Origin of the sequence: Paucidesulfovibrio longus DSM 6739, assembly GCF_000420485.1 — a bacterium.
Lineage (GTDB): Bacteria > Desulfobacterota > Desulfovibrionia > Desulfovibrionales > Desulfovibrionaceae > Paucidesulfovibrio > Paucidesulfovibrio longus.
In genome coordinates this window covers 288,866-314,946 of sequence record NZ_ATVA01000015.1, presented here as the reverse complement: position 1 = coordinate 314,946, position 26,081 = coordinate 288,866, and the positions used below count along the sequence as shown (strand labels likewise).

General features: G+C 62.6%; 24 protein-coding genes. 7 read left to right on the top strand and 17 right to left on the bottom strand.

Annotation, left to right across the window (positions count from 1 at the left end):
* The first annotated feature begins 40 nt into the window (after positions 1–40).
* The 7 genes from G452_RS0112475 (at position 41) to G452_RS0112445 (ending at position 7,405) form a co-directional block, all read left to right on the top strand.
* The gene (locus G452_RS0112475; RefSeq protein WP_022662600.1) at positions 41–778 is read left to right on the top strand and encodes a WbqC family protein; all 738 of its coding nucleotides are present in this window, start codon (positions 41–43) and stop codon (positions 776–778) included.
* Entirely contained in the window at positions 765–1,805 is a 1,041-nt protein-coding gene (gene pseI / locus G452_RS0112470) for a pseudaminic acid synthase (RefSeq protein ID WP_022662599.1), read from the top strand. The genes G452_RS0112475 and pseI overlap by 14 nt, the downstream gene beginning before the upstream one ends.
* A 2-nt stretch (positions 1,806–1,807) precedes the next feature.
* The gene (locus tag G452_RS0112465) at positions 1,808–3,484 is read left to right on the top strand and encodes a hypothetical protein (protein ID WP_022662598.1); all 1,677 of its coding nucleotides are present in this window, start codon (positions 1,808–1,810) and stop codon (positions 3,482–3,484) included.
* Positions 3,485–3,551: 67 nt separating this feature from the next.
* A complete protein-coding gene (locus G452_RS21695; RefSeq protein ID WP_022662597.1) occupies positions 3,552–5,051 on the top strand; it encodes a hypothetical protein in 1,500 nt (499 codons plus the stop codon).
* A complete protein-coding gene (locus G452_RS0112455) occupies positions 5,048–5,752 on the top strand; it encodes an acylneuraminate cytidylyltransferase family protein (RefSeq protein WP_022662596.1) in 705 nt (234 codons plus the stop codon). Before G452_RS21695 ends, G452_RS0112455 begins: the two co-directional genes overlap by 4 nt.
* 1 nt (position 5,753) lies before the next feature.
* Positions 5,754–6,665 carry a dihydrodipicolinate synthase family protein gene (locus G452_RS19420; protein ID WP_022662595.1) on the top strand — a complete coding sequence of 304 codons (912 nt, stop codon included), beginning with the start codon at positions 5,754–5,756 and terminating at the stop codon, positions 6,663–6,665.
* A 71-nt stretch (positions 6,666–6,736) separates the two neighbouring features.
* Positions 6,737–7,405, top strand: coding sequence for an LbetaH domain-containing protein (locus tag G452_RS0112445; protein ID WP_022662594.1), 669 nt, complete (start codon positions 6,737–6,739; stop codon positions 7,403–7,405).
* 48 nt (positions 7,406–7,453) lie between these two features.
* Here G452_RS0112445 and G452_RS20715 read toward each other — a convergent pair whose 3' ends face one another.
* The 17 genes from G452_RS20715 to G452_RS0112360 all read right to left on the bottom strand — a co-directional run bounded on the left by G452_RS20715 (position 7,454) and on the right by G452_RS0112360 (position 25,958).
* The gene (locus G452_RS20715) at positions 7,454–8,359 is read right to left on the bottom strand and encodes a glycosyltransferase family 2 protein (RefSeq protein WP_022662593.1); all 906 of its coding nucleotides are present in this window, start codon (positions 8,357–8,359) and stop codon (positions 7,454–7,456) included.
* Positions 8,360–8,395: 36 nt separating this feature from the next.
* The gene (locus tag G452_RS0112435) at positions 8,396–9,244 is read right to left on the bottom strand and encodes an NAD-dependent epimerase/dehydratase family protein (protein WP_022662592.1); all 849 of its coding nucleotides are present in this window, start codon (positions 9,242–9,244) and stop codon (positions 8,396–8,398) included.
* A 120-nt stretch (positions 9,245–9,364) separates the two neighbouring features.
* Positions 9,365–10,162, bottom strand: a complete 798-nt coding sequence (locus tag G452_RS0112430) for a TylF/MycF/NovP-related O-methyltransferase (RefSeq protein ID WP_022662591.1) — start codon at positions 10,160–10,162, stop codon at positions 9,365–9,367.
* Positions 10,163–10,206: 44 nt separating this feature from the next.
* Positions 10,207–10,944, bottom strand: coding sequence for a cephalosporin hydroxylase family protein (locus tag G452_RS0112425; protein WP_022662590.1), 738 nt, complete (start codon positions 10,942–10,944; stop codon positions 10,207–10,209).
* A 192-nt stretch (positions 10,945–11,136) separates the two neighbouring features.
* Positions 11,137–12,369 (bottom strand): class I SAM-dependent methyltransferase, encoded by a 1,233-nt coding sequence (locus tag G452_RS0112420; RefSeq protein ID WP_022662589.1) that lies wholly within the window; start codon positions 12,367–12,369, stop codon positions 11,137–11,139.
* Positions 12,366–12,917, bottom strand: a complete 552-nt coding sequence (gene rfbC, locus G452_RS0112415; RefSeq protein ID WP_022662588.1) for a dTDP-4-dehydrorhamnose 3,5-epimerase — start codon at positions 12,915–12,917, stop codon at positions 12,366–12,368. Before rfbC ends, G452_RS0112420 begins: the two co-directional genes overlap by 4 nt.
* Positions 12,914–14,014, bottom strand: coding sequence for a CDP-glucose 4,6-dehydratase (rfbG, locus tag G452_RS19410; RefSeq protein WP_022662587.1), 1,101 nt, complete (start codon positions 14,012–14,014; stop codon positions 12,914–12,916). The genes rfbC and rfbG overlap by 4 nt, the downstream gene beginning before the upstream one ends.
* Positions 14,014–14,793, bottom strand: coding sequence for a glucose-1-phosphate cytidylyltransferase (gene rfbF / locus G452_RS0112405; RefSeq protein WP_022662586.1), 780 nt, complete (start codon positions 14,791–14,793; stop codon positions 14,014–14,016). Before rfbF ends, rfbG begins: the two co-directional genes overlap by 1 nt.
* A 100-nt stretch (positions 14,794–14,893) precedes the next feature.
* Positions 14,894–16,783 (bottom strand): transketolase family protein, encoded by a 1,890-nt coding sequence (locus tag G452_RS0112400; protein WP_022662585.1) that lies wholly within the window; start codon positions 16,781–16,783, stop codon positions 14,894–14,896.
* On the bottom strand, positions 16,783–18,258 hold the full coding sequence (locus tag G452_RS0112395) for an aldehyde dehydrogenase family protein (protein ID WP_022662584.1): 1,476 nt from the start codon (positions 18,256–18,258) through the stop codon (positions 16,783–16,785). The genes G452_RS0112400 and G452_RS0112395 overlap by 1 nt, the downstream gene beginning before the upstream one ends.
* A gap of 50 nt (positions 18,259–18,308) precedes the next feature.
* A complete protein-coding gene (locus tag G452_RS0112390) occupies positions 18,309–19,121 on the bottom strand; it encodes an SDR family oxidoreductase (RefSeq protein ID WP_022662583.1) in 813 nt (270 codons plus the stop codon).
* A 9-nt stretch (positions 19,122–19,130) separates the two neighbouring features.
* Positions 19,131–20,177 (bottom strand): N-acetylneuraminate synthase family protein, encoded by a 1,047-nt coding sequence (locus G452_RS0112385; protein WP_022662582.1) that lies wholly within the window; start codon positions 20,175–20,177, stop codon positions 19,131–19,133.
* A 160-nt stretch (positions 20,178–20,337) separates the two neighbouring features.
* Positions 20,338–21,498, bottom strand: coding sequence for an SGNH/GDSL hydrolase family protein (locus tag G452_RS0112380; RefSeq protein WP_022662581.1), 1,161 nt, complete (start codon positions 21,496–21,498; stop codon positions 20,338–20,340).
* Entirely contained in the window at positions 21,495–22,703 is a 1,209-nt protein-coding gene (locus G452_RS0112375; RefSeq protein WP_022662580.1) for a glycosyltransferase family 4 protein, read from the bottom strand. The genes G452_RS0112380 and G452_RS0112375 overlap by 4 nt, the downstream gene beginning before the upstream one ends.
* Positions 22,704–22,840: 137 nt before the next feature.
* Positions 22,841–23,680, bottom strand: a complete 840-nt coding sequence (locus tag G452_RS0112370) for a WcbI family polysaccharide biosynthesis putative acetyltransferase (protein ID WP_022662579.1) — start codon at positions 23,678–23,680, stop codon at positions 22,841–22,843.
* Positions 23,681–23,690: 10 nt separating this feature from the next.
* Positions 23,691–24,770: a radical SAM protein gene (locus G452_RS0112365; protein ID WP_022662578.1), complete on the bottom strand. Its 1,080-nt coding sequence runs from the start codon at positions 24,768–24,770 to the stop codon at positions 23,691–23,693.
* A gap of 15 nt (positions 24,771–24,785) precedes the next feature.
* Positions 24,786–25,958 (bottom strand): radical SAM/SPASM domain-containing protein, encoded by a 1,173-nt coding sequence (locus G452_RS0112360; RefSeq protein WP_022662577.1) that lies wholly within the window; start codon positions 25,956–25,958, stop codon positions 24,786–24,788.
* Between the last annotated feature and the right edge of the window lie 123 nt (positions 25,959–26,081).

The window sequence follows — 26,081 nt, the reverse complement described above, 5'->3', positions numbered from 1 at the left end:
CCGGCACCCGGACCACCCCCATCACCATTGCGAGTATTGAATGCGAATCATCATCAGCCAGCCACGCTACCTGCCAGTCCCGTGCTATCTCAGCCGCTTGCTCCACAGCGATCTTTTCGTCATCCTCGACGACGTGCAGCGCCAGTATCTCGGAGTGGAAAACCGGAACAAGATCCTGACGGCCAAAGGGCCGCGCTGGCTGAGCGTGCCCATCTCCTCTTCGCGCAAGGCCATGATCCAGGACGCCGAAATATCCGGCAACGCCTGGGTCGCGGACCACTACAACAGCATCGCCTCCCACTACAAGAACGCCCCCTGCTTCAACCAGGAATGGCTCGATTCCCTGTTCTCGGTCCTGCGGGACATCGGCCCGGACGGCGCTCCCTACGCGGACGTCATCGTCGATTACCTGACGGCCCTTTGCGGGTTCTTCGGGTTCAAGCCGAATCTCGTGCGGTCGAGCACGCTGGACATCGACCACGAGGAGACCGGACCCGCCCATCTCTATTCCATTGCCGAGGCCGTGGGGGCGAGTCATTACATTTCCGGCGCCAACGGCATTCATTACGGGATCGACGCGGTCTTTCCCGAAGAGATGCTGCTGTTTCACCATTACGAACCGCTCGCATATCCCCAGTTCAACGCCGAAGCGTTCGTTCCCTGGATGTGCTTCTGGGATATGCTTTTCAACGTCGGGTACGAGGAAACCGTTCGTCACATCAACGAACCCCTGGCCCTGAAATGTCTCAATGGAGATGCTTTCGATGCCGATGCTTAAAGATCGTTGCGCAAAGTCCACGTATGTCATCGCCGAGATGTCGGCCAACCACCTCCAGTCGTATGAGCGGGCGGAGCGGATCGTCCATGAAATGGCCAAGGCCGGGGCCGACGCCATCAAGCTCCAGACCTATACGGCCGACAAGCTCACTCTCCCGGCGGACAACGAATATTTCCGCATCAAGGGCACGGTCTGGAACGGCGAGACCCTGCACGGCCTCTACCAGAAGAGCTACATGCCCTGGGAGTGGCATGAAAAGCTGGCCGCCATTGCCGGGGATTACGGGCTGGACTGCTTTTCCACGCCCATCGACGAAAGCGGCGTGGATTTTCTCGAACAGATGAACGTGCCCTGCTTCAAGGTCGCCTCCTTCGAATTGGTGGATCTGATCCTGCTGAAGAAAATCGCGGCCACGGGAAAGCCGGTGATCATGTCCACGGGCATGGCCTCCCTGGGTGAGATCGAAGAGGCGGTGCGGACCCTGCGCGCGAACGGAACCCCGGAAATCGCCCTTCTCAAGTGCGTCAGCGCCTATCCGGCTCCCGTGGAGGAAACAAACCTGCTGACCATCCCGCATCTGGCCGAGACCTTCGATTGCATCGCCGGTCTTTCCGACCATTCGCTCGGCCCCGTGGCCCCGATAGCCGCCGTGGCCATCGGCGCGCAAATCATCGAAAAGCATTTCACCCTCTGCCGGGCGGACGGCGGCTCCGACGCCTCGTTCTCGCTGGAGCCGGAGGAGTTCCGGTCCATGGTCGAGGCGATCCGCGTCACGGAAAAGGCTCTGGGCCGCGTCTGCTACGAGCTTACCGACAACCAGCGGGCCAGCGTGGCCTTTCGGCGCTCCCTGTTCGTCAGCGCGGACATCAAGGCAGGCGAGCCGTTCACGAGGGACAACGTGCGGTCCGTCCGGCCCGCCGATGGGCTGCACACCCGGCACTACGAGGCCGTTCTTGGCAGGAAGGCGAGCCGCGACCTGAAAATGGGAACGCCGCTGGCCTGGGACCATCTGGCAGCGGGCGAGTGAGCATGGCCCAGGAGCAGACCGCGCCGCTGAGCATCGAGCGCATCGTTCCGGGCGCGGAAGGCGTCGAGCCGTTTTTCTGGCCGGTCAGCCGGGCGGAAATGGTCGCCTTCCGCGACGCCTTGCTGCATCGGCTGCTGCCCATGCTGGACGGCGCTGCGGCGGAGGGCGTACCCGGAGCGCGGGAACTGCGGCTCTTGAGCATCTTCTGGCTGAGCGAGTGCATGGGGCTGTATCAGGCCGTGCTGCTGTCCCGGCGGCTTGACGCTTCCGGCCGGATTCCGGCTTACGGAGCGGGATTCCGTCTTTGGGATGCCGTTTTCCAGGGGCGCGCTCCAGACGGGCCGCCTCTTTTCTCCGTGCTGGCGAACACGAAGAATGGGGATGCGCCGCGCTTCAAGAATCCGCTGCGCATTTTCCGCAAGCTCTTCAGAACGGGAAAGAAGCGCCAGACCGCGAGCGCGCCGGACGCCGTGTGTTTTTCCGCGCTGCCGAAGCAGGATCTCCCGCGCATCTCCTCGGCGCGTCCCTCGCGCGCCCTGCTTCGGGACGGCGTCGTGACCACCAAGCGCAGCGACATCATCTCCATGCACGCCGCCGGGAGCGATAGAAACGTCGGCTACCTGGAACACAAGCACTGGTTCGCCTCCGTGGGATCTGTGCCCGCGAGCGTCGCTGTTTCCCGGGACTTGTTGGAGGAAGCCTGCGATCTCGTTGCCGCAACGTTTCAGGACTGCGGCGAGCCGCTGCCCGGCTATCTCCGGGACTATTTGCGCGGGGAGATGGAGCGTGGCTGCCGCCTCGTGGGTGCACACCTCGCGCGGCTCGACGCCAGGCCCCACGAACTGCCCTCGCGACTTTGGACCGGAAGCGGCGGGAACATCTGGGATCGGATGCTGCGTCTGGCCGTGCGCGGCAGCGGCGGAGAGGTCACGGGACACGACCACGCCCTGGGGGATTCCTATCTGCGGTGGGAGGAGTGCTTCTGCCTCAACGAATTTTTCGAGTGCGACGTGTTCATGACCTACACGAAGCGGCAGCGCGACCTGCTCGCCGGGCAGCTCGACGCTTGGCGGAGCTTCTCCAAGCATGCGCCCCGGATCGCTTCCGTACCCTGGCCCGAAGGCAAGGACGCCGGTGCCGCCTTTGCGTCCTTTGCTCCGAGGGAGCAGGTTCGCAGCGTCATGCTGGTCGGCGTGTTCTACATCGGCGAGGAAAGCAGGGTCTATCCCCTGCAATCCGACGTGGTGGCCGTGGATTTCCAGGCGAGACTGCTCGCCCGGTTGCGCGAATGGGGCTACGAAGCCATCTTCAAGGAGCATCCCGAAAGCCGGGCACGCGCGCCGATGGAGTTCGAATCCGTGATCGGCGCTCACAACGAGAACAGGCGCTTCGAGCAGGTGGTCGAGAGCGCGGACGTGATCCTCTTTTCCTGCTTGAGGACATCGACCTTCAATATTACCATGCGCTCGAACAAGCCTGCGGTATTCATCGATTTCGGCGAAGATTCCTTTGTCGGCTCCGCCCGCAGCCTCTTGGAGGGCCGGTGCCCCATCGTCCCTGCGGGAGCGGCGCCGGACAACCGTGTGCAGCTGGATTGGGACGCCCTGCGTTCGGCCATCGAGGAGAGCGTCCGGCTGGCCGACGACACGCGGTTCTTCAAACGGTATCTGCTTGACTGAGAAAGCGCATGCGCCGGATGCGCCTCACGGTTTCGCCCTCGCATAACCTCTTTTCACGGAATCCAACATGACGCCAGACCACGTCCTCATCCTCAACGCCATTCCCGACCAATACTATTTCCGCTCCATCGCCGGGGCCGCCCTGGAGCGCGGATCGAAAGTCACGGTGTATTGTCACGACAGCGAAGCATACAATTATCGGCATTGCTTCAAGGCCGGAGCCTCGCAGCTTCCGTATTTCGATTTTCTCCAGCCGCAGCCCTGGGAGTCCGACCCGGCGCAGGAAAAGCGTCTGCGGGAGCTGGTCAGGGATTGCGAACGCAAGAGCGGCCGCAGCTTCGGTCGCATTCTGCTGACCGGCGAGCGCGAGCTGGTCCGTGCCTGGACGGAGCACGAATACTACTGGTTCAATACCCGGTTGCAGCAACTCTGCCGCAAGGATGCGAGCTACGCCGAACGGGTCGTTCTGCGTTGCTTTTCCTTCTGGGAGCAGCAGCTTGATCTTCTTGACGTGGAAGTGGTCCTGGGGCGGGCAAACTGCGATTTCACCATCCACCCCCTGTACCTGCTCTGCGAGCTGCGGGGCATCCCGTTCCTGTCGCTCCGAAATTCCAAGTGCCTAGCCAAGCGCATCTATTGGACGGACGATCTGCTCATGGACAACACGCGCGGGCAGAGACGGTACGAAGAGAAAATGGAGTCCGGCGAGGCGATCGGAACCGCGGGCCGCAATCGTCTTGATTCCTTTCTCAACGCGCCAGCGCCTTCCGCGTACATTCTCGAAAACTGGAAGAATTTCGCCAGGCTGAGCCTTGCCTCCACCCCGGCGCAGGCTTGGCAGCTAGTTCGGGAGAAACTCCGTCACGTGCGGAAGGGGTTTCAGGGCCCGCCCCTGGCTCCGGTTTTTTCCCGGATCGTGGAGATGTACCGCATCCTCTGGTGCAAGATGGCCCACCGCAAGTATTTCCGTTCCTTCAGCCCGGACGAGCTGAAGGGCATGAGCTACTGCCTGCTTCCGCTGCACAAGGAACCGGAGCTGATGTTGAACTTCCGGGCTCCGCTGTGGCACACCCAGCGGCATTGCATCAAGTTCGTGGGCTCCATGCTGCCTCTGGGACTGGATCTGCTCGTGCGCGAGCACAAGGGCAACGGCGGCAGGCGCTTCACCCGGTGGCTCAAGTCCGTCTCGCGCTATCCACGCACCATCCTGGCCGATCCGTTCGGTTCGCAATATCCCTACATCGCCAACGCGTCCCTGGTCGTCACGGACAACGGAACCGCGGGCTGGGAGGGCATCATGTTCGGCAAGCCCGTCGTCACGCTGGAAAAATGCTTCTACGACGTCGTGGGCCTCGCTGTCCGCTGCACCAATCCCAACAAGCTGGACGAATCCATATTCGAGGCGCAGAAGCGGCAGGTTCCCAAGGAGGAGCGGGAAAGGCGGATCTGCCTTTTCCTCGACGCGGAATACGAGACCACCTTGGACAGGGCCGAAGCGCACAAGGACATGGAACTGACCCTGAACCACATCCAAGAGGTTCTGCAATCCAGGGAGGAGGCCCAATGAACCGACCGCGCGTGCTTGGAGTCATTCCCGCCCGGGGAGGCTCCAAACGGTTGCCCCGAAAGAACATCATGATGCTGGCCGGCAAGCCGCTCATCGCCTGGACCATCGAGGCGGCCGCCAGGGCGCGGACCCTGACGGACTGGCTGGTGACCACCGAGGACGACGAGATCCTGGAGGTGGCCCGCAAGTGGGGTGCGCCCGTGCCCTTCAAGCGTCCGGACGAACTTGCGGGCGACAAGGTCCGCAACATCGACACCGTGATGCATGCCATGGAGTTCATGGAGCGCGCCACGGGCAAGCCGTACGACATCATGGTCCTGCTCCAGCCCACCTGTCCCATCCGCGATCCGGAGCACATCGACGAGGCCGTGACGCGGCTGTGGGAGTCCGATCTGGACACGGCGGTCAGCGTCAAGGGGCCTTACAAGAAGCGCGATCCCATCCTCAAGGCCGTGCGGGACGGCGTTTTGGAGGACTACCATCCCATCGCCGATCCGGCAGAGGTGGAACCGTTCTACATGTACAACGCATCCATTTACGCCATGAAACGGCCGTGGTTCGTGCGCGAGCGCAAGCACATTTCTCCGCGCCAGGTGCCGATCTTCATGGATGAATACCACTCCACGGACATCGACACCGAGGCCGATTTCCTCAAGGCCGAGGCCTACATCGAACATCTGAGAAAAAAGGGAAGCGAGTAATATGAGTCAGCCGCGTCGCATCGAAGGCGTCATTCCTGTCCTGTCCACCCCGTTCACCGCAACCGGCGACGTGGACGAAGCCGGCCTGCGCCGTCTTGTGGATTTTCTGGCCACCAAGGACATCGGCGGGCTGTGGGTGCTCGGCACCGGCAGCGAGGACATGAACCTGTCCTATGAAAAACGCCTCCAGGTCGCCCGGATCGTGACGGAGCAGAACGCCGGACGCCTGCCGCTGGTGGTCGGGACCGGATTCTTCGCCATGGAGGACATCCTCCGCTTCGCCAAGGACATCGAAGGGCTGGATTTCGAGTATTACCACGTGATGCCCTACCACACGCTGCTCTCCTTCGAACGTCTGGGCTGGTTTTACCGGCACATCGCGGACAACGTCTCGAAGCCGCTCTGGATGTACACCAGCGCCAACTGGTCCAAGCCGTTCACCCCGGAATTCGTGGCCGGCATGAAGGGCTATCCGAACATCGCCGGAGTGAAGTATTCCACCAAGGACGCCGTGAACATCCTCAAGGTTTCGGCCTTGCAGGATGAGGGCTTCCAGGTCATCACGGCCGTTGCCAGCCAGTTCGCCGCCTGCCTGGGCATGGGCGTCAAGGGGCACACCTCCAGCCTCGGTTCGGCGGTGCCCGAAGCCATGATCAACGTCTACAAGGCGTTCAGGGAGCAGGGATTCGAAGCCGCGCTCAAGGAACAGCAACGGCTCAGCTCGTTTCTTTCCGAATGGCCCAAGGGCGGAAAGTCCAACAACTTTCTCCAGGCCGCGGAAGAAAAGGCCATCCTGGAATTGCGGGGCATCTGCAAGCGGTACACGAGTTCCTATTACGCGGAGATGGACGACGCAGGCGTTGCCGCGTTGAAGGCGGCCATGGAGAAGTACGGGTATTCGCTGGAAAGTTAGATCACCAAGGACGCGGCGCCGGGCTGATTCTGCCCGCGCCGCGCACCTGAGAGAACAACGGGCGGAAAACCATGATAATTGAAATTCCAAAGACGGAACTTTTTGATCTGGTGGCCCGGCAGTTGGGCAGCCTTTTTCTCTTTCATTCCGAAGAAAGGGTGCTTCTGGAGCAGGGGGTCGAATCGGCGCTCAAACGCTGCGAGCACTGTTTTGCGCACGAATCGTCGCGGTATTATCGGCGTGGGGGCGAAGTCTACTTCAACCCGTTCCAGTCCAGCCAGTACGCCATTTTCCTGTACTATCTCTCGAATTCGATCTTCCGCCTGCGCGAATCCGTCGGCACCCTGGCCGACAGGGTCTATTACCTGAACAAGGCGCTCAACGGGTTCGATCTCTTTTACGAAGTCGAAATGCCGGACGTTTTCTTTCTGGACCATCCGGTGGGCAGCGTCATCGGGCGGGGCCGCTTCGGGAATTTCTTCCGCTTTTCGCAGAACTGCACCGTGGGCAACAACAAGGGCATCTACCCCGTGATCGGCGTCAACGTGACCATGATGTCCGGGGCCAAGATCCTCGGCGACTGCCGCATCGGCGACCACGTGGTTCTTGGGGCCAACGCCTATGTGAAGGACGCGGTGATTCCCGACTGCTCCATCGTGTTCGGAAGTTCGCCGAACCTGACCATCAAGACCCGCGAAAAATCCTACTTCACAGCGGATCTGCCGCCCCAATACCGCTAGGCATCCGTCCCTTTTCCTGTCGGAGCGTTGCCGGAGCGGGAGAAGCCTTTACTCATCGACGTTTGGATTTTCCTCGGATTTCAGGCGCAGCTTGATGGCTTTTCTCACTTTTCTCTCGGTCAAAAGCGTGCCCGCAAGCAGGGGCAGGTGGATGATTTTGGTCAGGGGAGAGATGGACCGGGTCTTCCACAGGAAGGCGAAAGTCATCTTGAGCTTGTCCAGCAGCGAGTGGTGGAAGTCGATTGTGCTGTAGGCGTCGTCGGGATTTCGCACGCAGAACGGGTTTCGATGCAGCCGCTTGATCATGAGTTCCGTGTTGAGCACGAGTATCGGGCCGCACAGGGCAAGGAAGGCGATAAGGGGGCGTTCTCCAAGCTGTAGGGGCATGAAGTCAATATTTTCTTGCAGATATTTCGTCCGCATCAGGCTGCATACGAAGAGACCGTATTTTTTGTCGCGAATTTTCGTTCTGCTGCTGATGCATCTTGCGGCGATCAGGAAACGAGGCAATTTTTCGGGATTGTCCTTCCCTTCGTATCGGATTGTCGGAAGGGTAGACCCGTCTTCATATTCGCGGTGCAGCAGCGCGGCGGCCAGAGAGGCGCGCGGAGAGGAATCGAGCATTCCGGAAAGGGTGCCCAGATATTCCTTTGCCCAGGAATCGTCTCCGGCCACCCAATGAAAGTATTCCCCACGGGCTTTTCTGCAGACGATTCTGAAATTCTCCGTTATTCCGAGATTGGATTCATTGCGGTAGAGCCGGATTCGCGGGTCGCGCTCCGCGTATTCCCGGCAGATTTCGAATGTGCCGTCGTCGGAACAGTTGTCCGAGATGATCAGCTCGAAATCGGTAAACGTCTGTCCGAGCAACGCGTCGAGCGCGTTTCTGATCGTATTTTTGGAATTGTATACCGGCAATCCAAGCGAAATCTTGGGGACGCGAGGCTGGGTCATGGTCGGCAAAGCCTTTCGGGGCAAGCCCGTTTGTAGTCAGGAACGCTCGAAAGCAGAACGAAGTTTCACCGTGTCGCCCCAGAATTCTTTGGGCTCGTAGTCGGCATAGGGATAGACTCCCAGCTCGGGGGTGATCTCCCATCCATTGGCCTTGATGTGCCGGGACACGAAATCGAGCACGGACGTCGGACTGCCGCTGCAGCAATTGATGACCCCGGTCACTTCGTTCTGAAGGGCTATCGCGGCGATCTGTCCGGCCGCCTCATGGATGTGCAGGAAATCCCGAACCTGGTCGCCGGGGGACATGGGAAAAGTCGCATCGCCGCGACGCACAGCGGCCTCCAGCTGGGGGAGAAGGCTCCTGGGCGATTGCCCCGGTCCATAGAGGTAGAAGAAGCGAAGCCAGCGCAGGGATGCGCCGTATTTCTCTGTGCGCCGCTCCAGTTCCCGGCGGAGCATGTCCTTGGCCTGGGCATAGGGCACGGTGGGCTCGGCAGCCATGCTTTCGGCCAGACAGCCGGATTTCATGCCGTACTCCAGGCAGGTTCCGGCCACGGTCATGGCCCGGAGGCCTTCGTCGAGCAGGGTTTGGACGAATCGAAGGTGGCGGGGGAGGTTGTCCTCCACGTGAAAGGACTCCATGTAATTGGGAAGTCCTTCCCAGGCCAGATGGATGAGGTGATCCGGTCGGTGAAACAGATCGAAGAGGCCCTTGCCTTCGTCGGACAGGTCATACGGAACGAAGGTCAGGTTGCTTCCGGACAGGGAATTGATGAAACTGTTCCCGGTGCGGGAAGTGGCCACCACCTTGTGCCCGCAGTTCAGCAAATGCGGAATGAGGTGACGGGCGACGAAGCCGCTTGCCCCGGTTACGAGAAATTCCATTTTCTTTGGCTCCCTGCATCGGTCTCGAACCGCATTCCAAGCTCAGCGCTCAAAAGCGCGGAGGCCGCCATGCGTCTTTCTATCGAGGGGAACGGGATGTCCGCGTTGGGATGAGTGGCCTTACGGTTTGACGATGATGCCTTGCCCTGTCGCCAGAAGCATGACTTCGATCCCCTTTTCCTTCGTGAAAGCATCGAACGCGTCGCGCTGTTCCGTATGCTTGGTGAAGCCGTAGTCGTCCAAAACGATCACAGCTCCTGTGGGCATTCTGTCCCAGCAGAATTCGGCCGCGGCGATTTCAGGGACCGTGCAATTCATGTCGATGGAAACGTAAGCGAGGCGTTCGATATGTTCCAGCGAAGCCAGAATGCCGGGGACGGCCCCCTTCACGACCTCAACGTTGGGGTAGGGCTCGAAGCGTTTCCTGACTTGCGGATACCAGTCGTGGGTGTCGTGGTTGTAGTTGCCCTTGTCGAAGTCCGTCAGGCTCAGCTCTCGGTTGGAGAGAAGCTCGCCCTGCATCCCTTCGAAGGTGTCCACGAGGTAGAGCTTGCGGTCATATTGGCTGAAGTTCGTGTATTGCACGAGGGTTTCGGCGAAGAAGCCGTTGTTAACGCCGAACTCGATGAAATCTCCCTGGAGGGCCAACCCCTGTTTCGCGGCCCAGCAGATCGTATGCAGTCTCCAGTGGATCGGAGGGTAGTTCGGATCATAGCGCCGCCCCTTGTCATAGGCTTCGATGAATCGTTCGTTCTCCATGAAATGGGGGTTGCGATGAACAAGGATCAGGTCGTTTTCATTGAAGGTCACCTTGCCCCGCGTGAAGATCAATTCACGGTCGATCAGCTTGTCGCGAACGCCGCGCAGGCAGGGGATGTATTTCATCGGCCTGATGAGGGCTTTGAAGAAAGAATGCAAGGTGCCTCCTGGGAGATGTCGTCAGTTAATAAACGTGCTTGTTCTCAGTCCGCGATGCAACGCAGGTAGCCGTTGGGCGCCATGCTGATCAACAGCTTGTTGTCGAAGGTTGCATCGATTTCAAAGCGCGGGGTCGTTTTGAGGAACTCTCGAACTGCGGTCATCGGATTGTTCCCGACGCTCCAGGGCCTGTCGTCGTTCAGTTCGTCAGGCGCAAACTCGACAGCGGTGTCAAACACGACCAGATAGCTGCCTTTGGTCACAAGCGGCGAGTAGAGTTGCAGTTCTTTCGCCACATGCTCGTGTGTATGGTTGGAATCCAGGGCCACCAGCACGCGCTTCTTTCCTTGCGCATGTTCCAGTACCTGCTCGACGATCTGCTGATCCACGGATGACCCCTGGATCATCTTGATTCGTTTGCACATGGGATGCTTTTTGATGGCGTCTTCATTGTGGGCGCGAATGTCGATGTCGACGCCGAGGACGTACCCCGGACCTCCGATCAGCTCCAGCAGGGAGGCGTAATACACCAGGGAGCCGCCATGCGCGATGCCGGTTTCAATGATGATGTCCGGCTGAACGTTCCAGATGATCTCCTGCATCGCAATCATGTCTTGCGGATACTGAATGATCGGGCGGCCCATCCAGCTGAAGTTGTAGGTGTATTTGCTTCTCATGGACTCGCAGGCGAAGTGTGCGGCATGATCCTTCAGCAAAGCGTTGTCGCCCTGGTCGGCGACGAGTTGTTCCCTGGTCTTTTCGAATTCGCGTATGGGGTCCATTTCTCACCCGATCCAATGCCGGAGTCCATAACGGTCGGCTTTGTATGTTGTTTTGTGGATGGTTAATGAAATACGTTTGATGGGTCAACTTCTTTCTCCCCGCGCGGGGCTTGGGTTGCGGGGGGGGCGGGGTAGGGCGGGACGCACGTTGTTCTGACGAAAAGAAAAGCAGAGTCGAATCCGCGAATCCTGCTATATTTTTCCGCTTCGCAAGGACGGAATCGCAATGGCGTATTGCGCCGCCCACTTCTTGCAGTAGGCCAGTTGTTCGATGATCTCGTCTTTGATGTTCCAGGGCAGGATGAGCACGATGTCGGGCTGTTCCGTCTGCAGGACGTCCTCGCCGACCACCGGGATGTGGCAGCCGGGCAGGAACTTCCCCTGCTTGTGGGGCGAGCGGTCGACAACGAAGGAGACGAGGTCGGTCTTCACGCCGCAGTAGTTCAGCAGGGTGTTGCCCTTGGCCGCGGCGCCATAGGCCGCGACCTTCTTGCCGCAGCGCCGCGCGTCGATCAGGAACTCCAGCAGGTCGTGCTTGACCTTGTCGGCCTTGGCCTGGAAGCCTTCGTAGTAGTCCATCTCCATCATTCCGGCGGCGCGTTCGCTCTCAAGCATTTGGGATACGCCCGGCCCGACGGGCTGGGCCGCGTTTTCGGCATGGCCCGCGTAGACCCGCAGCGAACCGCCGTGGGTGGGCAGCTCCTCCACGTCGTAGACCTTCAGCCCGTGCGCGGCGAAGATGCGCTGCACCGTGTGGAAGGAGAGGTAGGAAAAGTGTTCGTGGTAGATGGTGTCGAACTGGTTTTCGGACACCAGCCGCATCAGGTGCGGGAACTCCATGGTCACGGTGCCGCCGGGCTTGAGGGCTTCGGCCAATCCGGCCACGAAGTCGTTGATGTCGGGCACGTGGGCCAGGACGTTGTTGCCCACGATGAGGTCGGCCTGCCGTCCCTGGCCGGAAAGGCGGGCGGCCAGCGTCTTGCCGAAAAACTCGTTGAGCACCTCGATGCCCTTGCTCCGGGCTACCTCGGAAGTCTCCACCGCGGGCTCGACGCCGAGGCAGGGAATGCCCCTGGCCGCGACGTACTGGAGCAGATACCCGTCGTTGGATGCGATTTCCATGACCAGGCTTTGCGGCCCGAGGTCCAGACGCCGGGCGATCATTTCGACGTACTGCTCGGCGTGCCTGAGCCAGGATGTGGAGTACGAGGAATAATAGATGTATTCGGAACTGAAGATGTCGTCCGACTTCTTGTATTCGTCGATCTGCACCAGATGGCACTCGCGGCAGACGAAGAGCTTCAGCGGGTAGTACGTTTCCGGCTCGTTCAGCTGCTCGGAGGAGAGAAACGAGTTGGACGGCGGCGAGCCGACAAGGTCGATGAACTGGTGCGAGAGCGGCGTGTTGCAGAAGCGGCAATTCATAACTGGACTCCGGAGAAGTCTTCCGTGATTTCAGGATGGTTGCGATCCCGGTCCGAGAGGACGGTCACGGGAAGCGGCCAGCGGATGCGCAGGGCCGGGTCGTCGTGGCGCAGCCCGCCCTCGTGGCCCGGCGCATAATGGGTCGAATGGAGATAGAGCAGCTCGGTGTCGGCTTCAAGGGCTTGAAATCCGTGGGCGAACCCCTGCGGGATGAACATGGTCTGCATGTTTTCCGGCGTCAGGGTGCGCGCGAACCATTGCAGAAAGGTGGGCGAGCCGGCGCGGATGTCCACGATGACGTCGAAGGCGGCCCCGCGCAGGCAGCGGACGAATTTCGTCTCGCCGTGCGGCGGATGCTGGAAGTGCAGCCCGCGTACCGTTCCCTTGCTGGTGGTGTAGGACTGGTTGATCTGCGCGATGCGTTCGCAAAAGCCGATCTCTTCCAGCTCGCGGGAGCAGAAGGCCCGGACAAACCCGCCGCGCTCGTCGCGGAAGGGTTCGGGGATGATCACGAATGCGCCCTGGAGCGGGGTCGGCTCGAAGATCATTCCGCGTTCCCCGTCCAGGCCCGGTTCGCATGCCGTGCCTCGTTGACGTACGTTTCGAGCTGCTGCCGCGTGAGCACCTCGCCGTCTTCATAATACGCCTTGTACCAGCGGGCGGTCTCCCGGATTCCCCGCCTGGTGTCCCAAAGGGGAATCCAGTCCAGTTCCTCCTGGGCCTTCCGGGTGTCCAGCCGGAGCATGGCGGCTTCGTGGGGAGCGTTGGACGGGGGGGATGCGCGGTGGCGAGCGGCGGGCCAATGAGCTGCAACAGCTTCGGCCACTTCCGCCACGGTCAGGAAGGAGTTGTTCGCCGGGCCGAAGTTCCAGCCGTCGGCAAAGACCGATTCTCCGTTCAGCAGGCGTCGGCCCAGCATGAGGTATCCGCAGAGCGGCTCCAGGACGTGCTGCCAGGGACGCACGGAAAGGGGGCTGCGGATGATGCATTCGCGGCTTTGCGCTGCGGCCCGCATCATGTCCGGGATGAGTCGGTCCTCGCCCCAGTCCCCGCCGCCGATGACGTTGCCCGCCCGGACCGAGCTCAGCAGCACGGGCGGCTGCGCGGGCGCGAAGAACGATCGGCGGTAGGACGCGGTGACCAGCTCGGCGCATCCCTTGGAGCAGGAATAGGGATCGTGGCCGCCCATGGGATCGGATTCGACGTAGCCGCGCGGCGATTCCAGCTGTTCGTAGCACTTGTCGCTGGTGATGTTCACGACGGCCCGGACGGATGGCGTTGCGCGGCAGGCCTCGAAGAGGTTGACCGTGCCCATGACGTTGGTTTCGAACGTCTCCGGCGCTTGGGCGTAGGAGCGCCGGACCAGGGGCTGGGCGGCCAGATGGAAGACGATGTCCGGCCTGGCCTCGGCCATGGCGCGGGCGAGCTGCGCGCGGTCGCGGATGTCGCCCGTGACGGTGGAGCCTTCGAGGTCGAGCAGAGGGAAGTGGAACGGCTCCGAGGGCGGGGCCAGGGAAAAGCCCGTGACCTTGGCTCCCAGCGCTTCCAGCCAGAGATGGAGCCAGGAGCCCTTGAAGCCCGTGTTTCCGGTGAGAAAAACACGGGTTCCGTCATAGGCGTTGCCGAAAAGCCCGGCCCGGCGCATTACCAGATCTTCCAGGGGGCCGCGCCCCGGTTCCAGAGGTCGTTCAGGTGCTCGGTGTCGCGCAGGGTGTCCATGCAGGACCAGTAGCCGTCGTGGCGGTAGACCATGAGCTCGCCTTCTCTGGCGATCTGTTCCAGTGGACCGTATTCGAAGTCGCAGTCCTCATCTTCGCTGAGATAGGAGAACAGCCGCCTGTCGAAGACGAAAAAGCCGCCGCTGACCAGGTCGGTGCTGACCTGATCAGGTTTTTCCATGAACGATTTGACCTGGGCGTCGTCGGTGTTCAGGATGCCGAACTGGGATTTGGGCGAGATGCCGGTGACCGTGGCCATTTTGCCGTGGCTTTTGTGGAAGGCGAGCAGGGCCTTGAGGTCCACGTCGGCCACGCCGTCGCCGTAGGTGACCATGAACGTGTCGCCGTCGATGTATTTTTCGATGCGCTTGAGGCGGCCGCCCTTGAGGGTCTTGGGGCCGGTGTCCGCGAGGGTGATCTTCCAGCCTGCCTCGGAGTGCTTCTGGTGGATGCAGAGCTGGTCCGGCCTGCCGAGTTCGAGCGTGACGTCGTTGTTCATCAGCTCGTAGTGGCAGAAGTAGTTCTTGATCATCTCGCCCTTGTAGCCGAGGCACAGGACGAATTCGGTGATCCCCTGGGTGGCGTATATCTTCATGATGTGCCAGAGGATGGGCTTGCTCCCGATGTTGACCATGGGCTTGGGGCGAAATTCGGTCTCCTCGCGCAGACGAGTGCCGAGGCCACCGCAAAGAATGACAGCCTGCATCTACCTATCCTTTTGTAAAATGCCGAATACTACTCTGACGGTGCAGAGATTGTCCAGTTTCCTTCGTCCGCCGGGGCGTTGTCCCACCTTTGGCGGCGCCCTATGCAACAATGGCCCGCACGCGGCCGGCGATTCCATTCGCGTCCAGGCCGTGGTGCGCCAGCACTTCGTCGTTGCGGCCGCAGGCGGGCTTGCCGGTCAGTCCCAGGCAGTGGAAGCGCGCGCCCAGGCCCAGGCGGGCCGCCGTGGCCGCGAGCATTTCGCCCTGGCCGCCCTTGAGCAGGTGGTTGTCCAGGGTGAGCACGTTGTCGCGCGTGCCCACGATCTCCCGCAGCCACTGCTCGTCCACGCCGCTCAGCCAGGGCAGGTTGACCACGGTCGCGTCGATGCCCTGAGCGGCGAGCTGGTCCGCGGCGCGGCAGGCCTGCTCCGTGAGCACCGGGCCATAGGCGAAGACCAGGGGGGCGTCCGCCTTTCCTTCGCGCAGGACCGCGCCCTTGCCGGGCGTGAGCCTGTAGCCTGCGGGAAGCTCGAAGCTCTTGGGGCAGGGAATGGACACGAGGCGGATGTACGTGCTGCCGGGGTTGGCCTGCACGGCCCATTCCAGGGCCATTTCCGTCTCGGCCTCGCAGCACGGCTCGACGCAGGTCATGCCCGGCACGCAGGACATCAGCGCGATGTCGCGCACGCTCTGGTGCGAGTGGCCCGGGCCGCCCGGCAGGATGCCCACCAGGGAGCCCGCGTAGATGATCTTGGTCTTTTCCGTGGCGTTGTTGAAAATCTGTTCGCCGGGGCGCGTGGTCAGGAAGCAGCCGAAGGAGTGCACCAGGGGCAGCTTGCCCGAAAGCGCCAGACCGCCTGCCATGGAAACCATGTCCTGCTCGGCGATGCCGCATTCCACGAAGCGGTCGGGGAAGGCGTCGCGGAAGCCGAGCAGTCCGCAGTCCAGGACCAGATCCGCGTCGAGCACGACCATGTCCTCGCGCTCGCCGCCCAGCTCCAGCAGCTTGCGCCCATAGGCGGCCACGAGCTTTTGCGGATTTTCCAGGGGCGTGGCCGGAGTGATCTCCGCTTCGGTGAAGGCGGGCATGGGGATGCCTGCCTCGGCGCAGGCCGTGGTCAGGTTGGCCGTCAGCTCTGCCAGCGCCTTGGCGTAGACCTCCGGGGAGACCGCCCCGGAGTGGTAGGCGTAGAGGCCGCCCGTGGCCTCGGCGTCGAACCGCTCCATGAAGCTCACGCCGCGGCCCTTGATGGTGTCCGCGATGAGCATCTTGGGCCTGGCCTCCACCCCGCGCAGGTAGGCCAGCGCGCCGCTGAGCGCGTCCACGTCGTTGCCGTCGCAGCGGACCACTTCCCAGCCGAAGGCCCGGAACTTGGTTTCCAGATCGCCCAGGTCCGAGGTGTCCGAAACCCAGGTGTCGGACTGGATCTTGTTGTGGTCCACGATCACGGTCAGCTCGGAGTATTCGCCGTTGGCCGTGGGCTGGAGCGATTCCCAGATCTGCCCTTCCTCCAGCTCGCCGTCTCCCAGGAGCACGAAGGCCCGGCCGGGGCGGCCGTCCAGGCGGCGGGCCTTGATCATGCCGCGCGCCTTGGCGATGCCCATGCCCAGGGAGCCGGTGTTGGTGACCATGCACTCGGTGCCCACGTCCGGGTGGCCGGGCAGGCCGCCCAGGCGGCGGAGCTGGTGCAGCTTTTCGAAAGGCAGGCGGCCCAGGCCGAGCAGCACGGTGTAGAGGGCCGGGGCGTCGTGCCCCTTGGAGGAGAAGAAGAAATCGTTTTCGTCCATCTCCTCCATGTGCAGCCAGCTCATGATCTCCAGGGAGCTGAAGCTCGTGCCGATATGCCCGGACCCGGCGTTCTGGATCATGTACAGGCAGTTGATGCGGCTGGCCTCGGCAAAGGCCGCGGCGCGGCGCTGGGCCGGGGCGTCCGCGAAGACGATGTCGGCCAGGGCTTCGCGGGAGATGTATTTGGCGGTGTAGGCCATCAGAGATTGTCCTGTTCGGTATGGATGTTGATGCACTTGAGGTCGGAATAGATGTCGATGGCCTCGGTTCCGGGCTCGCGGGAACCGTTGCCGGACTGCTTGACGCCGCCGAAGGGCATGTGCGGCTCCGAGCCGAAGGTCGCGCCGTTGACGACGGCCATGCCCGTGCGCACGCGCTTGCAGAACTCGATGCCCCGGTCCAGGTCGCGGGTATGGACGCAGGCGGAAAGGCCGTAGTCGCAGTCGTTGGTCAGAGCCAGGGCCTCCTCGAAGTCCTTGACCCTGTAGAGGCAGCAGATCGGCCCGAAAAGTTCCTCGCGGGATATCTCAGCGTCCGGGGCTGCGCCCTCCAGGATGGTCGGGGCCATGTAGTAGCCGCCCGCGTGGGCTTCGTCCTCCAGGCGTCCTCCCCCCGCGAGCAGGGCCGCGCCCTGGTCCACGGCGCGCTTGACCGCGGCGCACATGTTCGCGAGCTGGCGGGCGTTGACCACCGGGCCGAAATCGTCCTCTTCGCCGAAGCCGACGCGCAGCTTCTCCGTGGCGGCCAGAAGCCGGGCCTTGAAATCGTCGTACACGGCGTCGAAAACGATGATCCGGCTGCCTGCGACGCAGCGCTGGCCCGCGTTGGAAAATGCCGAGAGCGCGGTGAACTTCACGGCGCGGTCCAGGTCCGCGTCGTCGCAGACCACCAGGGCGTTCTTGCCGCCCAGTTCCAGCGAGATCTTGGCCAGCCTGCGGCCCGCGATCTCGCCGAGGATGCGCCCGACCTTGGCCGAGCCCGTGAAGGAGACCACGCCCACGTCCGGGTGCTCCACCAGGGGCTGGCCCGCTTCCGCGCCCAGGCCCTGGAGAATGTTGCAGACGCCGCCGGGCAGGCCGTGGCGTTCCAGGACGCCGGAAATGATTTCGCCCATGATCCAGGCCGTGGCCGGGGTGTCCTCGGCGGCCTTGAGCACCACGCCGTTTCCGCAGATCAGGGCCGGGAAGATCTTCCAGGCCACGTTGGCGATGGGGGTGTTGGCGGCGATGATCAGTCCGGCCACGCCCACGGGCTGGCGCACGGAGAGGGAAAAGCGGTTGGCCGCGCCGGACTGGCAGGTGCGCCCGTAAAGACGCTGGCCCTCGGAGGCGTAGAACAGGCCGAGCTGGATGGCTCCGCCGCATTCGCCCAGGGCCTCGGACATGCGTTTGCCCGTTTCCAGGTGCACGATCTCCGCGATCTCCTGCTTGCGGGCTTCCATCGCCTTGACCACGTCGTGGAGGATCATGCCGCGCTGCACGGCGGGCACCCTGGCCCAGGCGGGCTGGGCCGCCCTGGCGGAAGCCACCGCCGCATCCACCTCGGCGCGGGCGGAGCGCGCCCCCTTGCAGAGCAGGGCGCCGCTGGCGGGATTGAACTTGTCGAAGGTCTCGCCCGTGGCGGCGAGGGACTGCTTGCCGTCGATCCAGTTGGCGACGATCTCTGGGATGGGCATGTCCCCTCCTTAGGGAAGCTTGCGGCGGGGCCGCGTTCAGCGTTCGACGCCTACCAGGCGGTCCAGCCGCCGTCGATGACCATGTTCGAGCCGGTCATGTAGCTGGCGGCCTCGGACATCAGGTAGACCACGGCGCCGTTGTACTCGTTCTCGCCCGCCATGCGGCGCATGGGCACGCGCTTGCGGTACTCGGCCATGAATTCCTCGTCCTGGTTGTTGAACACGCCGCCGAAGGTCAGGGTGTTCACGCGCACGCCCTTCTCGGCCCAGTAGGTGGCCAGGTAGCGCGTCAGGTTCAGCAGCGCGGACTTGGACACGGAATAGGCCACGGGCTTAAAGAACGTTTCGCCCCGCTTGCGGCGGTATTCGTAGATGTCCTGGCAGGGCGAGCCCACGCCGTAGGTCGAGGAGATGTTGATGATGGAGCCGCGTCCGGCCTCGGCCATGGCCGCGCCGATGACCTGGCAGCAGAGGAACACGCCCTTGACGTTGACCTCCATGACCCGGTCGAAGGAGGCTTCCGGATAGGTCTCGAAGGGGCCGTTTTCCTCGGCGGGAGCGCCCGGAGGCGAATCCAGGGCCGCGTTGTTGATCAGCCCGTAGGGCGCGCCCCATTTGGCGGCGACCTGTTCCAGGCCCTGGATGACCGAGTCCTTGCTGGTCACGTCCACCACGGCGAAAAGCATTCTGTCGGCATGGTCCGCGAAATCGGCGAGGTATTTCTCGCCGGGCTCCGCCACGTCGAACACGGCCACGTTGGCGCCGTGTCGGAGCAGGGCGGAAGCAAACTGGCGGCCCAGTTGTCCCAGGCCGCCGGTAATGATCACGGTTCTTCCGTTCAGGTCGAACAGTGCGTCGTTCACGAATCCCCCTTACTTGAGGATGTCGAAGGACAGGTCGCCGTCTTCGGGCAGCTCGGCGGTCAGGGTCTTGCCGAGCACGTTGTCCAGTTCGTAGGGAGGCATGCCGTCGGCCGGGCACTTGAAGGCCAGATCCTCGAACGTGAGCACGGTTCCGGCGGGCAGGTCGCGGGCGGCCACGATCTTTTTGCCCATCTTCTTGATCGGGCTGACTTCCAGGTCGAGCGGCTGCTTGACGCCGTTGCCCAGGGAGGTGCGGGCGCGGTGCAGGTCGCGGACGAGGTTGGAGAGGCCCTTGGAGGTCAGGGAGAAGGCGTGATCCGTGCCCTTCCAGGTGCGGTCCAGGGTGAAGTGCTTCTCGAAGATGCGCGCGCCCATGGTGTAGGCCACCATGGCCATGGCGATGCCGTTCTGGTGGTCGGAAAGGCCGATGACCACGTCCGGGAACTCGCGCATGTAGGTTTCGATGACGCGCAGGTTCATGTCTTCCGGCTGGCAGGGGTAGGCCGCGGTGCACTGGAGAATGGCCAGCTGGTCGTTGATGGGCATGATGGCTTCGTACGCGCGGCGCACGTCGGCCATGGTGCCGCCGCCCGTGGAGAGGATGACCGGCTTGCCGATCTTGGCCACGTGCTTGAGCAGCGGGGTGTTGGTCAGGTCGCCGGAAGCGATCTTGTAGAAGGGCATGTCGAAGCTGGCCAGGAAGTCGGCGGAGTTGAGGTCGAAGGCCGTGGCGAAGAAGTCGATGCCGATCTCGGAGGCGTACTCCTTGAGCACGGCGTATTCGCGCTCGCCGAATTCCAGAAATTCGCGGTGTTCGCCGTAGGTGCGGCCGAAGGCGTTCTCCGAGTTGTACACCTGGTTGAAGGCAGCCTTGGTGAACATGGAGCGGTTGTCCCGCTTCTGGAGTTTGACGGCATTGGCGCCGCATTCCTTGGCCGCGTCGAACATCTGCTTGCAGATTTCAACGTCGCCCTGGTGGTTGTTGCCGATTTCGGCGATGACGTACGCTTCGTTCTCGTCGTTGACGATCGTACCGTTAAGCTTCAGGCTGCGCATGAAAACTCCTAAAGTGGTTGATGTCTTATTATCGACTGGAAGGATTGGTTCAATTGCACGGATTATGCTGCTGGGGTTACAGGATTTGGAATTCGCATCAAGTACCAGAAAAGAAACCCCTTGGCAAAACATTTAACATGCTGAAATGTAGGGATAAAATTCATTCGGCCGGAGTGGAGAAATAGCCCGCATCCAACATTTGGCGCTGGAGGTCCAGAACGGGCACGTTTCGGTCCTTGGCCAGCGCGTCGACGGCCTCGTTGAAGGGGCCTGCCCAAAGCCAGCGGTCGCTGGGCTGCCCGTTTTCCCAGAGCATGCCCCGCCAGCGGATGGGCAGGCGGACGATGACGACCTGGAAGCCGTATTGCCGCGAAAGCTCCAGCAGCTCGTCGAGGTTGATGCGGTAGTTTTCCACGGTGACCGCGACGCCCCTGTCCTGGAAGACGTCGGCGAGCGTGGAGACCTTTTGCTCCGAGGGCGCAGCTGGAGTGACGCCGCTCAGGGCCTCGCGCAGCAGCCGGAAAACCGCGAGCCGCTTGTCCAGGCTGACCACAAGGCTCCGGAGCAGATAGCGGTGCGCGTTGCGCGACCAGAGCTTTTGCCGGAGTTCGGGACTGCCCAGTTCGGGAAATTTGCGGGCGAGGGCCTCGTAGTTGCGGTCCATGACGAAGTAGAGCACGTCCGACTCGTTGACCCAGTTGGCCCAGAAGACCACCTGGGGAGCCGGTTCGCTTTTGAGCAGGCGCTTGATCCTGTCGATGGACTGGTCGGAGCTGAAGCCGTTTTCCCCGTAGTTGACGATCCGCAGCCTGTCGGGAAGAAGTTTTTCCAGTTCCTCCGGCCAGGAGGAGGCGTCCGCGCTGTAGTTGCGTCCGGCGGTGGTGGAGCCGCCAAAGGCCCAGGCCGTGATGGGGCCGTCCGCATATCTTGGATCGGCGAGGAGGCGTTGCAGCGTTTCGGAGCGCAGCATCTCCTTCGCAAGGATCTGGTGCCCGTAGAGATTGAAGTGCACGGCGCCGCCGCAGCCGCTCTCGAACGCGGTTTCCGGCGTTCCCTCGAGGCTGCTGCCGTCCGGGGCCCAGTCGTTGGACACCACGCCTTGCTGCTGGTCCAGGGTCTTGTCCGTCTCCTCGAAACGGGCGGAAAGCAGGCCGTCCATCTTCAGATGTCGATCCGTCCAGCCGTAGGCCAGCGCATGGGAATCCATGCCGCTGATGATCCAGAGATAGCCGCGCGCGCACGCTTCCAGCGCGACGAAGGTAAGGCAGGACGCAAGGAGGATCAGGACCACGCCGCGCAGGCCGTCTCGAATTTTCATCATCGTTTCTCTTCGGGCGGACGCGGCCCGATTTCGCGGAGTTCTTCGAACACCTGTTCATACGCCTTGGCGATGGCCTGCCAGTCGTGGCCCTCGGCCTGCCTGCGACCGGCCACGGCGAAGCGGGCGCGCAGTTCCGGGTCGTCCATGAAGGAGACCAGCGCGCCGACCATGGCCTTCACGTCGTCCACGGGCACCATGCGCGCGTGCTTGCCCATGCCCGCCACGTCCCGGCAGCCCAGGGCGTTGGTGGTGATCACGGGCGTGCGGGCGGCCATGGCTTCCAGAATGACCCTGCCGAAGGTCTCCAGCCGGGAGGGAAAGAAAAACACGTCGGCCGCGCAATAGAGGTCCACCAGTTCGTCCGGCGGCAGCTCCTGGGCCGCGCCTGCCGAGGCCGGGGGGAGGATGCCCGGCAGGGGGCGGACAACGCCCTCCAGGCCGCGCCTGCGGATTTCCGGGCGGAGCTTTTCGGTTTCGCCGCCGACCACGAGCCAGGAGAAATTTTTGCCCTGTTCCTTCAGCGCTCCGGCGATGGAGGGGATCAGGTCGAAGCCTTTTTTGGGGTGGTTGCGGCCCACGGTCAGGATGAAGAATTGGTCCGGCGTCACCCCGCAGCGCTTGCGCACGGCCTCGCGGTCGCGCGGCTTTTCGTATTGCGCGAGGCTGATGCCGTTGGGAATGACCCGGATGCGGTCGCGGCGGGTGCCCAGCTCGGCGAGGTCGTCCACGATGCCGGGGGTGAGGGCCACCACGCGGTCCATGAGCTTGAGATTGGCGCGGATGGTCGCATCCACGCCGGGATCCTTGCGCATGCCGTAGCCGTATTGCGGGGCGAACTGCACGTCGTCGCCGTGGGTGCGCAGGCAGAGAGGCACGACCCCGGCCAGTCCGCGCACGGCCGTGGCTTCGGGATGCGCGCCCATGACCTGCCAGACGTCATGGCCCCGGCGGGCCTGTTCGCGGCGCATCAGCCAGCCGAGCAGCTTGGGAGCCTGGTTCAGCAGCAGGCTCGTCTGCCGGGGCAGGGAGCGGACGTGAAAGGGCAGCGCGGAGAGAAAGCCTCGTTCCTTGCGCAGCCGCCGGGGCGGCACGTAGACCGTCACGTCGTTGCCCCGCTGGGCCAGGGTTTTGAAGAGATTGTATGTGAAGATTTCGTAGCCGCCCGCCTTGAGCAGGGACTCGAAGATGATTCCGGCGATTTTCATGACGGGTCGTGGTTCGGGTTGCCTGGGCGGCGCTTTGCGCCGGGCCGTTGCCGGAGGGGGTGCGGATGTCCGCTCTCCGTACTCCGGTTGGTAATACGAGCGGACCCGCTCTTCAAGCTTTTTTCCGGGTGGGGGAGTCAGGCGGCCAGGGCCTGGAGCAGTCGGCGGTTCTCGATGTAGTCGCGCAGGTAGGCTTCGTAGTCGAACCAGTCTCCCCAAAGATTGTAGCGGGTCCGGTCGGTGACGAATTCCAGGCCCAGGACGCGGGCCAGGCCGGGGTGGATCGGATGGGCGTAGGGGACATTGTAGGGGCTGGGCGCGGCGACGGCGACGCGGTCGGGCAGCAGGGGCAGGCCGAGCAGCCGAAGCAGCCGGTTGGAGGTGCGCAGGTACATCGTGTTGGAGGGGTGGCGCACGGTCAGGAAGATGTGCTCGGTGCGATACGCCGCCTCGATGAGGTCCGCGGATTTGATGTCGGTGCGTTCTTCGCGTTCACGCTGAATGCGCAGCGTTTCGCGGAGGCGTTCCGCAGCCGGATGCTCTTCTTCGAAATCGAGATTGCGGTAGATGTTCAGGATGCGCTCCACGGGCAGGGGCGTGGCCGCGAGCTTGTCCAGCACGCTGTCCGCGTAGTAGTGGCGCTCCTTTGGAAATGCCCTGCCCACGTCCGTGTGGGGCGAATCCGTATGGAACGGCCAGTAGCCGTTGAAATAGACATAGGGAAAGGCCACGCGCACGCAGTGCGGCGGCAGCGCGTCGAGCATGGCCTCGGTGGAGGGGGCCAGCCCGCCCCGGTCCTTGGTCGGCTGGTAGAGAAAGAGCGCGCAGTCCTCGAGCTGCTCCAGGGGGAAGGGAGTCTGCTGCCAGTTGGAATGGACGCAGGGAGTGAAGAGCCGGGCGAATTCCGGGCTGAAGCGCAGGAATATATCCAGCGCGGTTCCCTGGCAGTTGCCGTAGATCACGCAGCGTTGCGGCATGGACGGCCTCCTAGACCACGGCCTGCGCTTGCGGCTCCCGCGCCCGTTCGGCCATGAGCGTGCGCTTGTAGTACGGGCAGCCGGAGCATTCGGGCGGTTCGTTGGCCGTGTTCAGCGTTCTGCGGATGCGTTGGTAAAAGGCGTTGTTCCAGATTTCGTCGAAATCCGATTCCGCGAGGTTGCCGGCGATGATGCCCTTGTGGCAGCAGATGCTGATGCGTCCGTCCGGGTTGAGCAGCATGAATTTCCAGGGTTCCTTGCAGATTCCCGTGTCGTAGACCTTGGTGGTGGACGGCTTTGCGTCCTGCGTGCCGCCTGCCGCGCCGAACAGCCGGGGCAGGCGGATTTCCACGCCCAGGGCCTGGGCCATTTCCTGGGCCCGCAGGAACTGTTCGTCGCTCAGTTCCTTGTGGCGGGACAGGGATTCATCGCCCATGTCGCCCTGCACCTCGCCGGAGGCCACGTGCCCCACGTGGATTGAGGAAATGCCGATGTCCGCGGCGAGGGCCACGAGCTTGGGCAGTTCCTCGATGTTGGAACGCATGGCCACGAAGCCGAACTGGAGGTGCGGGGTCAGGCTGCGGCGCTGTCCCTTCATGGCCGAGACGCGCGCGAGGTTGGCGATGACGTTGTTGAAATTTCCGTTGATGCGGATGCCCGCGTAGGTCTTGGGCGAGGCCGCGTCGATGCTGACCTTGATCATGTGGAAGTGGTCCAGGGCCAGCGGGAGCAGCTCGCCCTTGAGCAGGGAGCCGTTGCTGGACATGGTCACCCGGACGCCGTGGGCCGCGAACAGGCGCGTGGCCTCCTCCAGGCGGGAATAGAGCAGCGGCTCTCCCCCGGTGAAGTAGACCTCTTCCATGAAGGGATAGACGTGCTCCAGCTTGCGCAGCAGGGCGAAATCGATTTCGCCGCCCTGCTTGTGGTCCTCGTCCGGCTGGAAGCACATCCGGCAGCGGTAGTTGCAGCGCAGGGTCGGCAGAATCTGGATGCGCCTTGGGTAGGTGGCCAGCACCGGCGTGTTGGAGTCGGCGTAGGCGTTGAGCAGAATCTTGTTCTGGATTTTGGCGCGTTCCACAGGCGTCAGCATGATCCTCTCCCGGGGTTACAGCGCGCAGGGCGCGTGTTCGGTTTCCGCGTCCGGCAGGACGACTTTCCGGCCCTTTTCGAAACCGTCGACGATGTCGCGCAGGCGGCGCTGCTGTTCGACGTTCGGGAACCGCCGCAGGTAGGTCAGGTGCGTGCGCGGATCGAGCGGGTTCTCGCGGCCTCTCGTGCAGGAACGGCAGACCTTGGGCGGGTTGTCCGAGTTCACCCTGCGCCGGAAGGTCTGGAACGTTTCGCTGTTCCAGACGCTGAAGAAGTCTTTTTCAAAGATGTTGCCCTGGTTGCTTGTTCCGCCGCAGCAGATGGAGACGTCGCCGTCGCGGGTGACGATGAGGTGTTCCCAGGGGCGGTAGCAGGGGGCCAGGGCGCCGCTTTGAGCCTGAAAGTCGCCGAACGTGGGCTGGTGCAGCAGCTTGATGCCCAGCTGCGTGGCCTTGGCCTTGGCGATGTGGATGTTGCGGTCGTAGAGATGCTGGTGGAAGAACATGGACTCGTGCTCCAGCCCGGTGTCCTCGTCGGTCACGAGCAGGTAGTTGACCTGGATGGCCTTGGCGCCCACGGCATAGGCGAGGTCCACATAGGCGGGCAGCTGCTTGATGTTGCGGCGCATGGCGCAGAAGACCATGGTCAGGTGAAAATCGGGATTGATCTTTCTTGCCAGGAATTTCAGGTGCATCAGGTTGGCGAGGACGGTGTCGTAGTCCGAGCCGCGCATGATGCCGTGGTAGGTGGTCTTGTCCGCCGCGTGGAACGAGCAGTTCATGGAGGCCAGACCGTTTTCCAGACAGAATTTTGACATTTCGGGCGTCAGCGCCAGACCGTTGGTAAAGATGTTGAACGGCGTGTAGCTGCGCCGGACCTTTTCCACCGCCTGGGGGAATTCCGGGGCGATGATGGCCTCGAAGGAGCTGAAGATGGCGCGCTGCATGAAGGGCAGCAGCGTGGAAAGATGGTCGATCCAGTCCGCGGAGCGAAAAGCGTCGGGATCCGACCGCTTCTTTCGGCCGCCTTTGGCGAGGCAGAATATGCAGTTGACGTTGCAGACGTTGGAAAGGTCGATTCCCACCCGCAAGGGTCGCGAATTGACGATTTCAATCCCGTTATGGCTTTCGAACGCATTCGTTTCTTTGTTGATCTGTCGCGTGACCGCGATTTTCAGCGGATCGACCATGGTGGACTCCCGATTATATGCTGAAGAGGAAATGATTGCCTGGAAGGGCAAAAGCAAATTGCGTGCCTTGCCATGAAAAAAGCCCCGACCGAAGCCGGGGCCTGCAAAGTGCGGGAGGTTGCG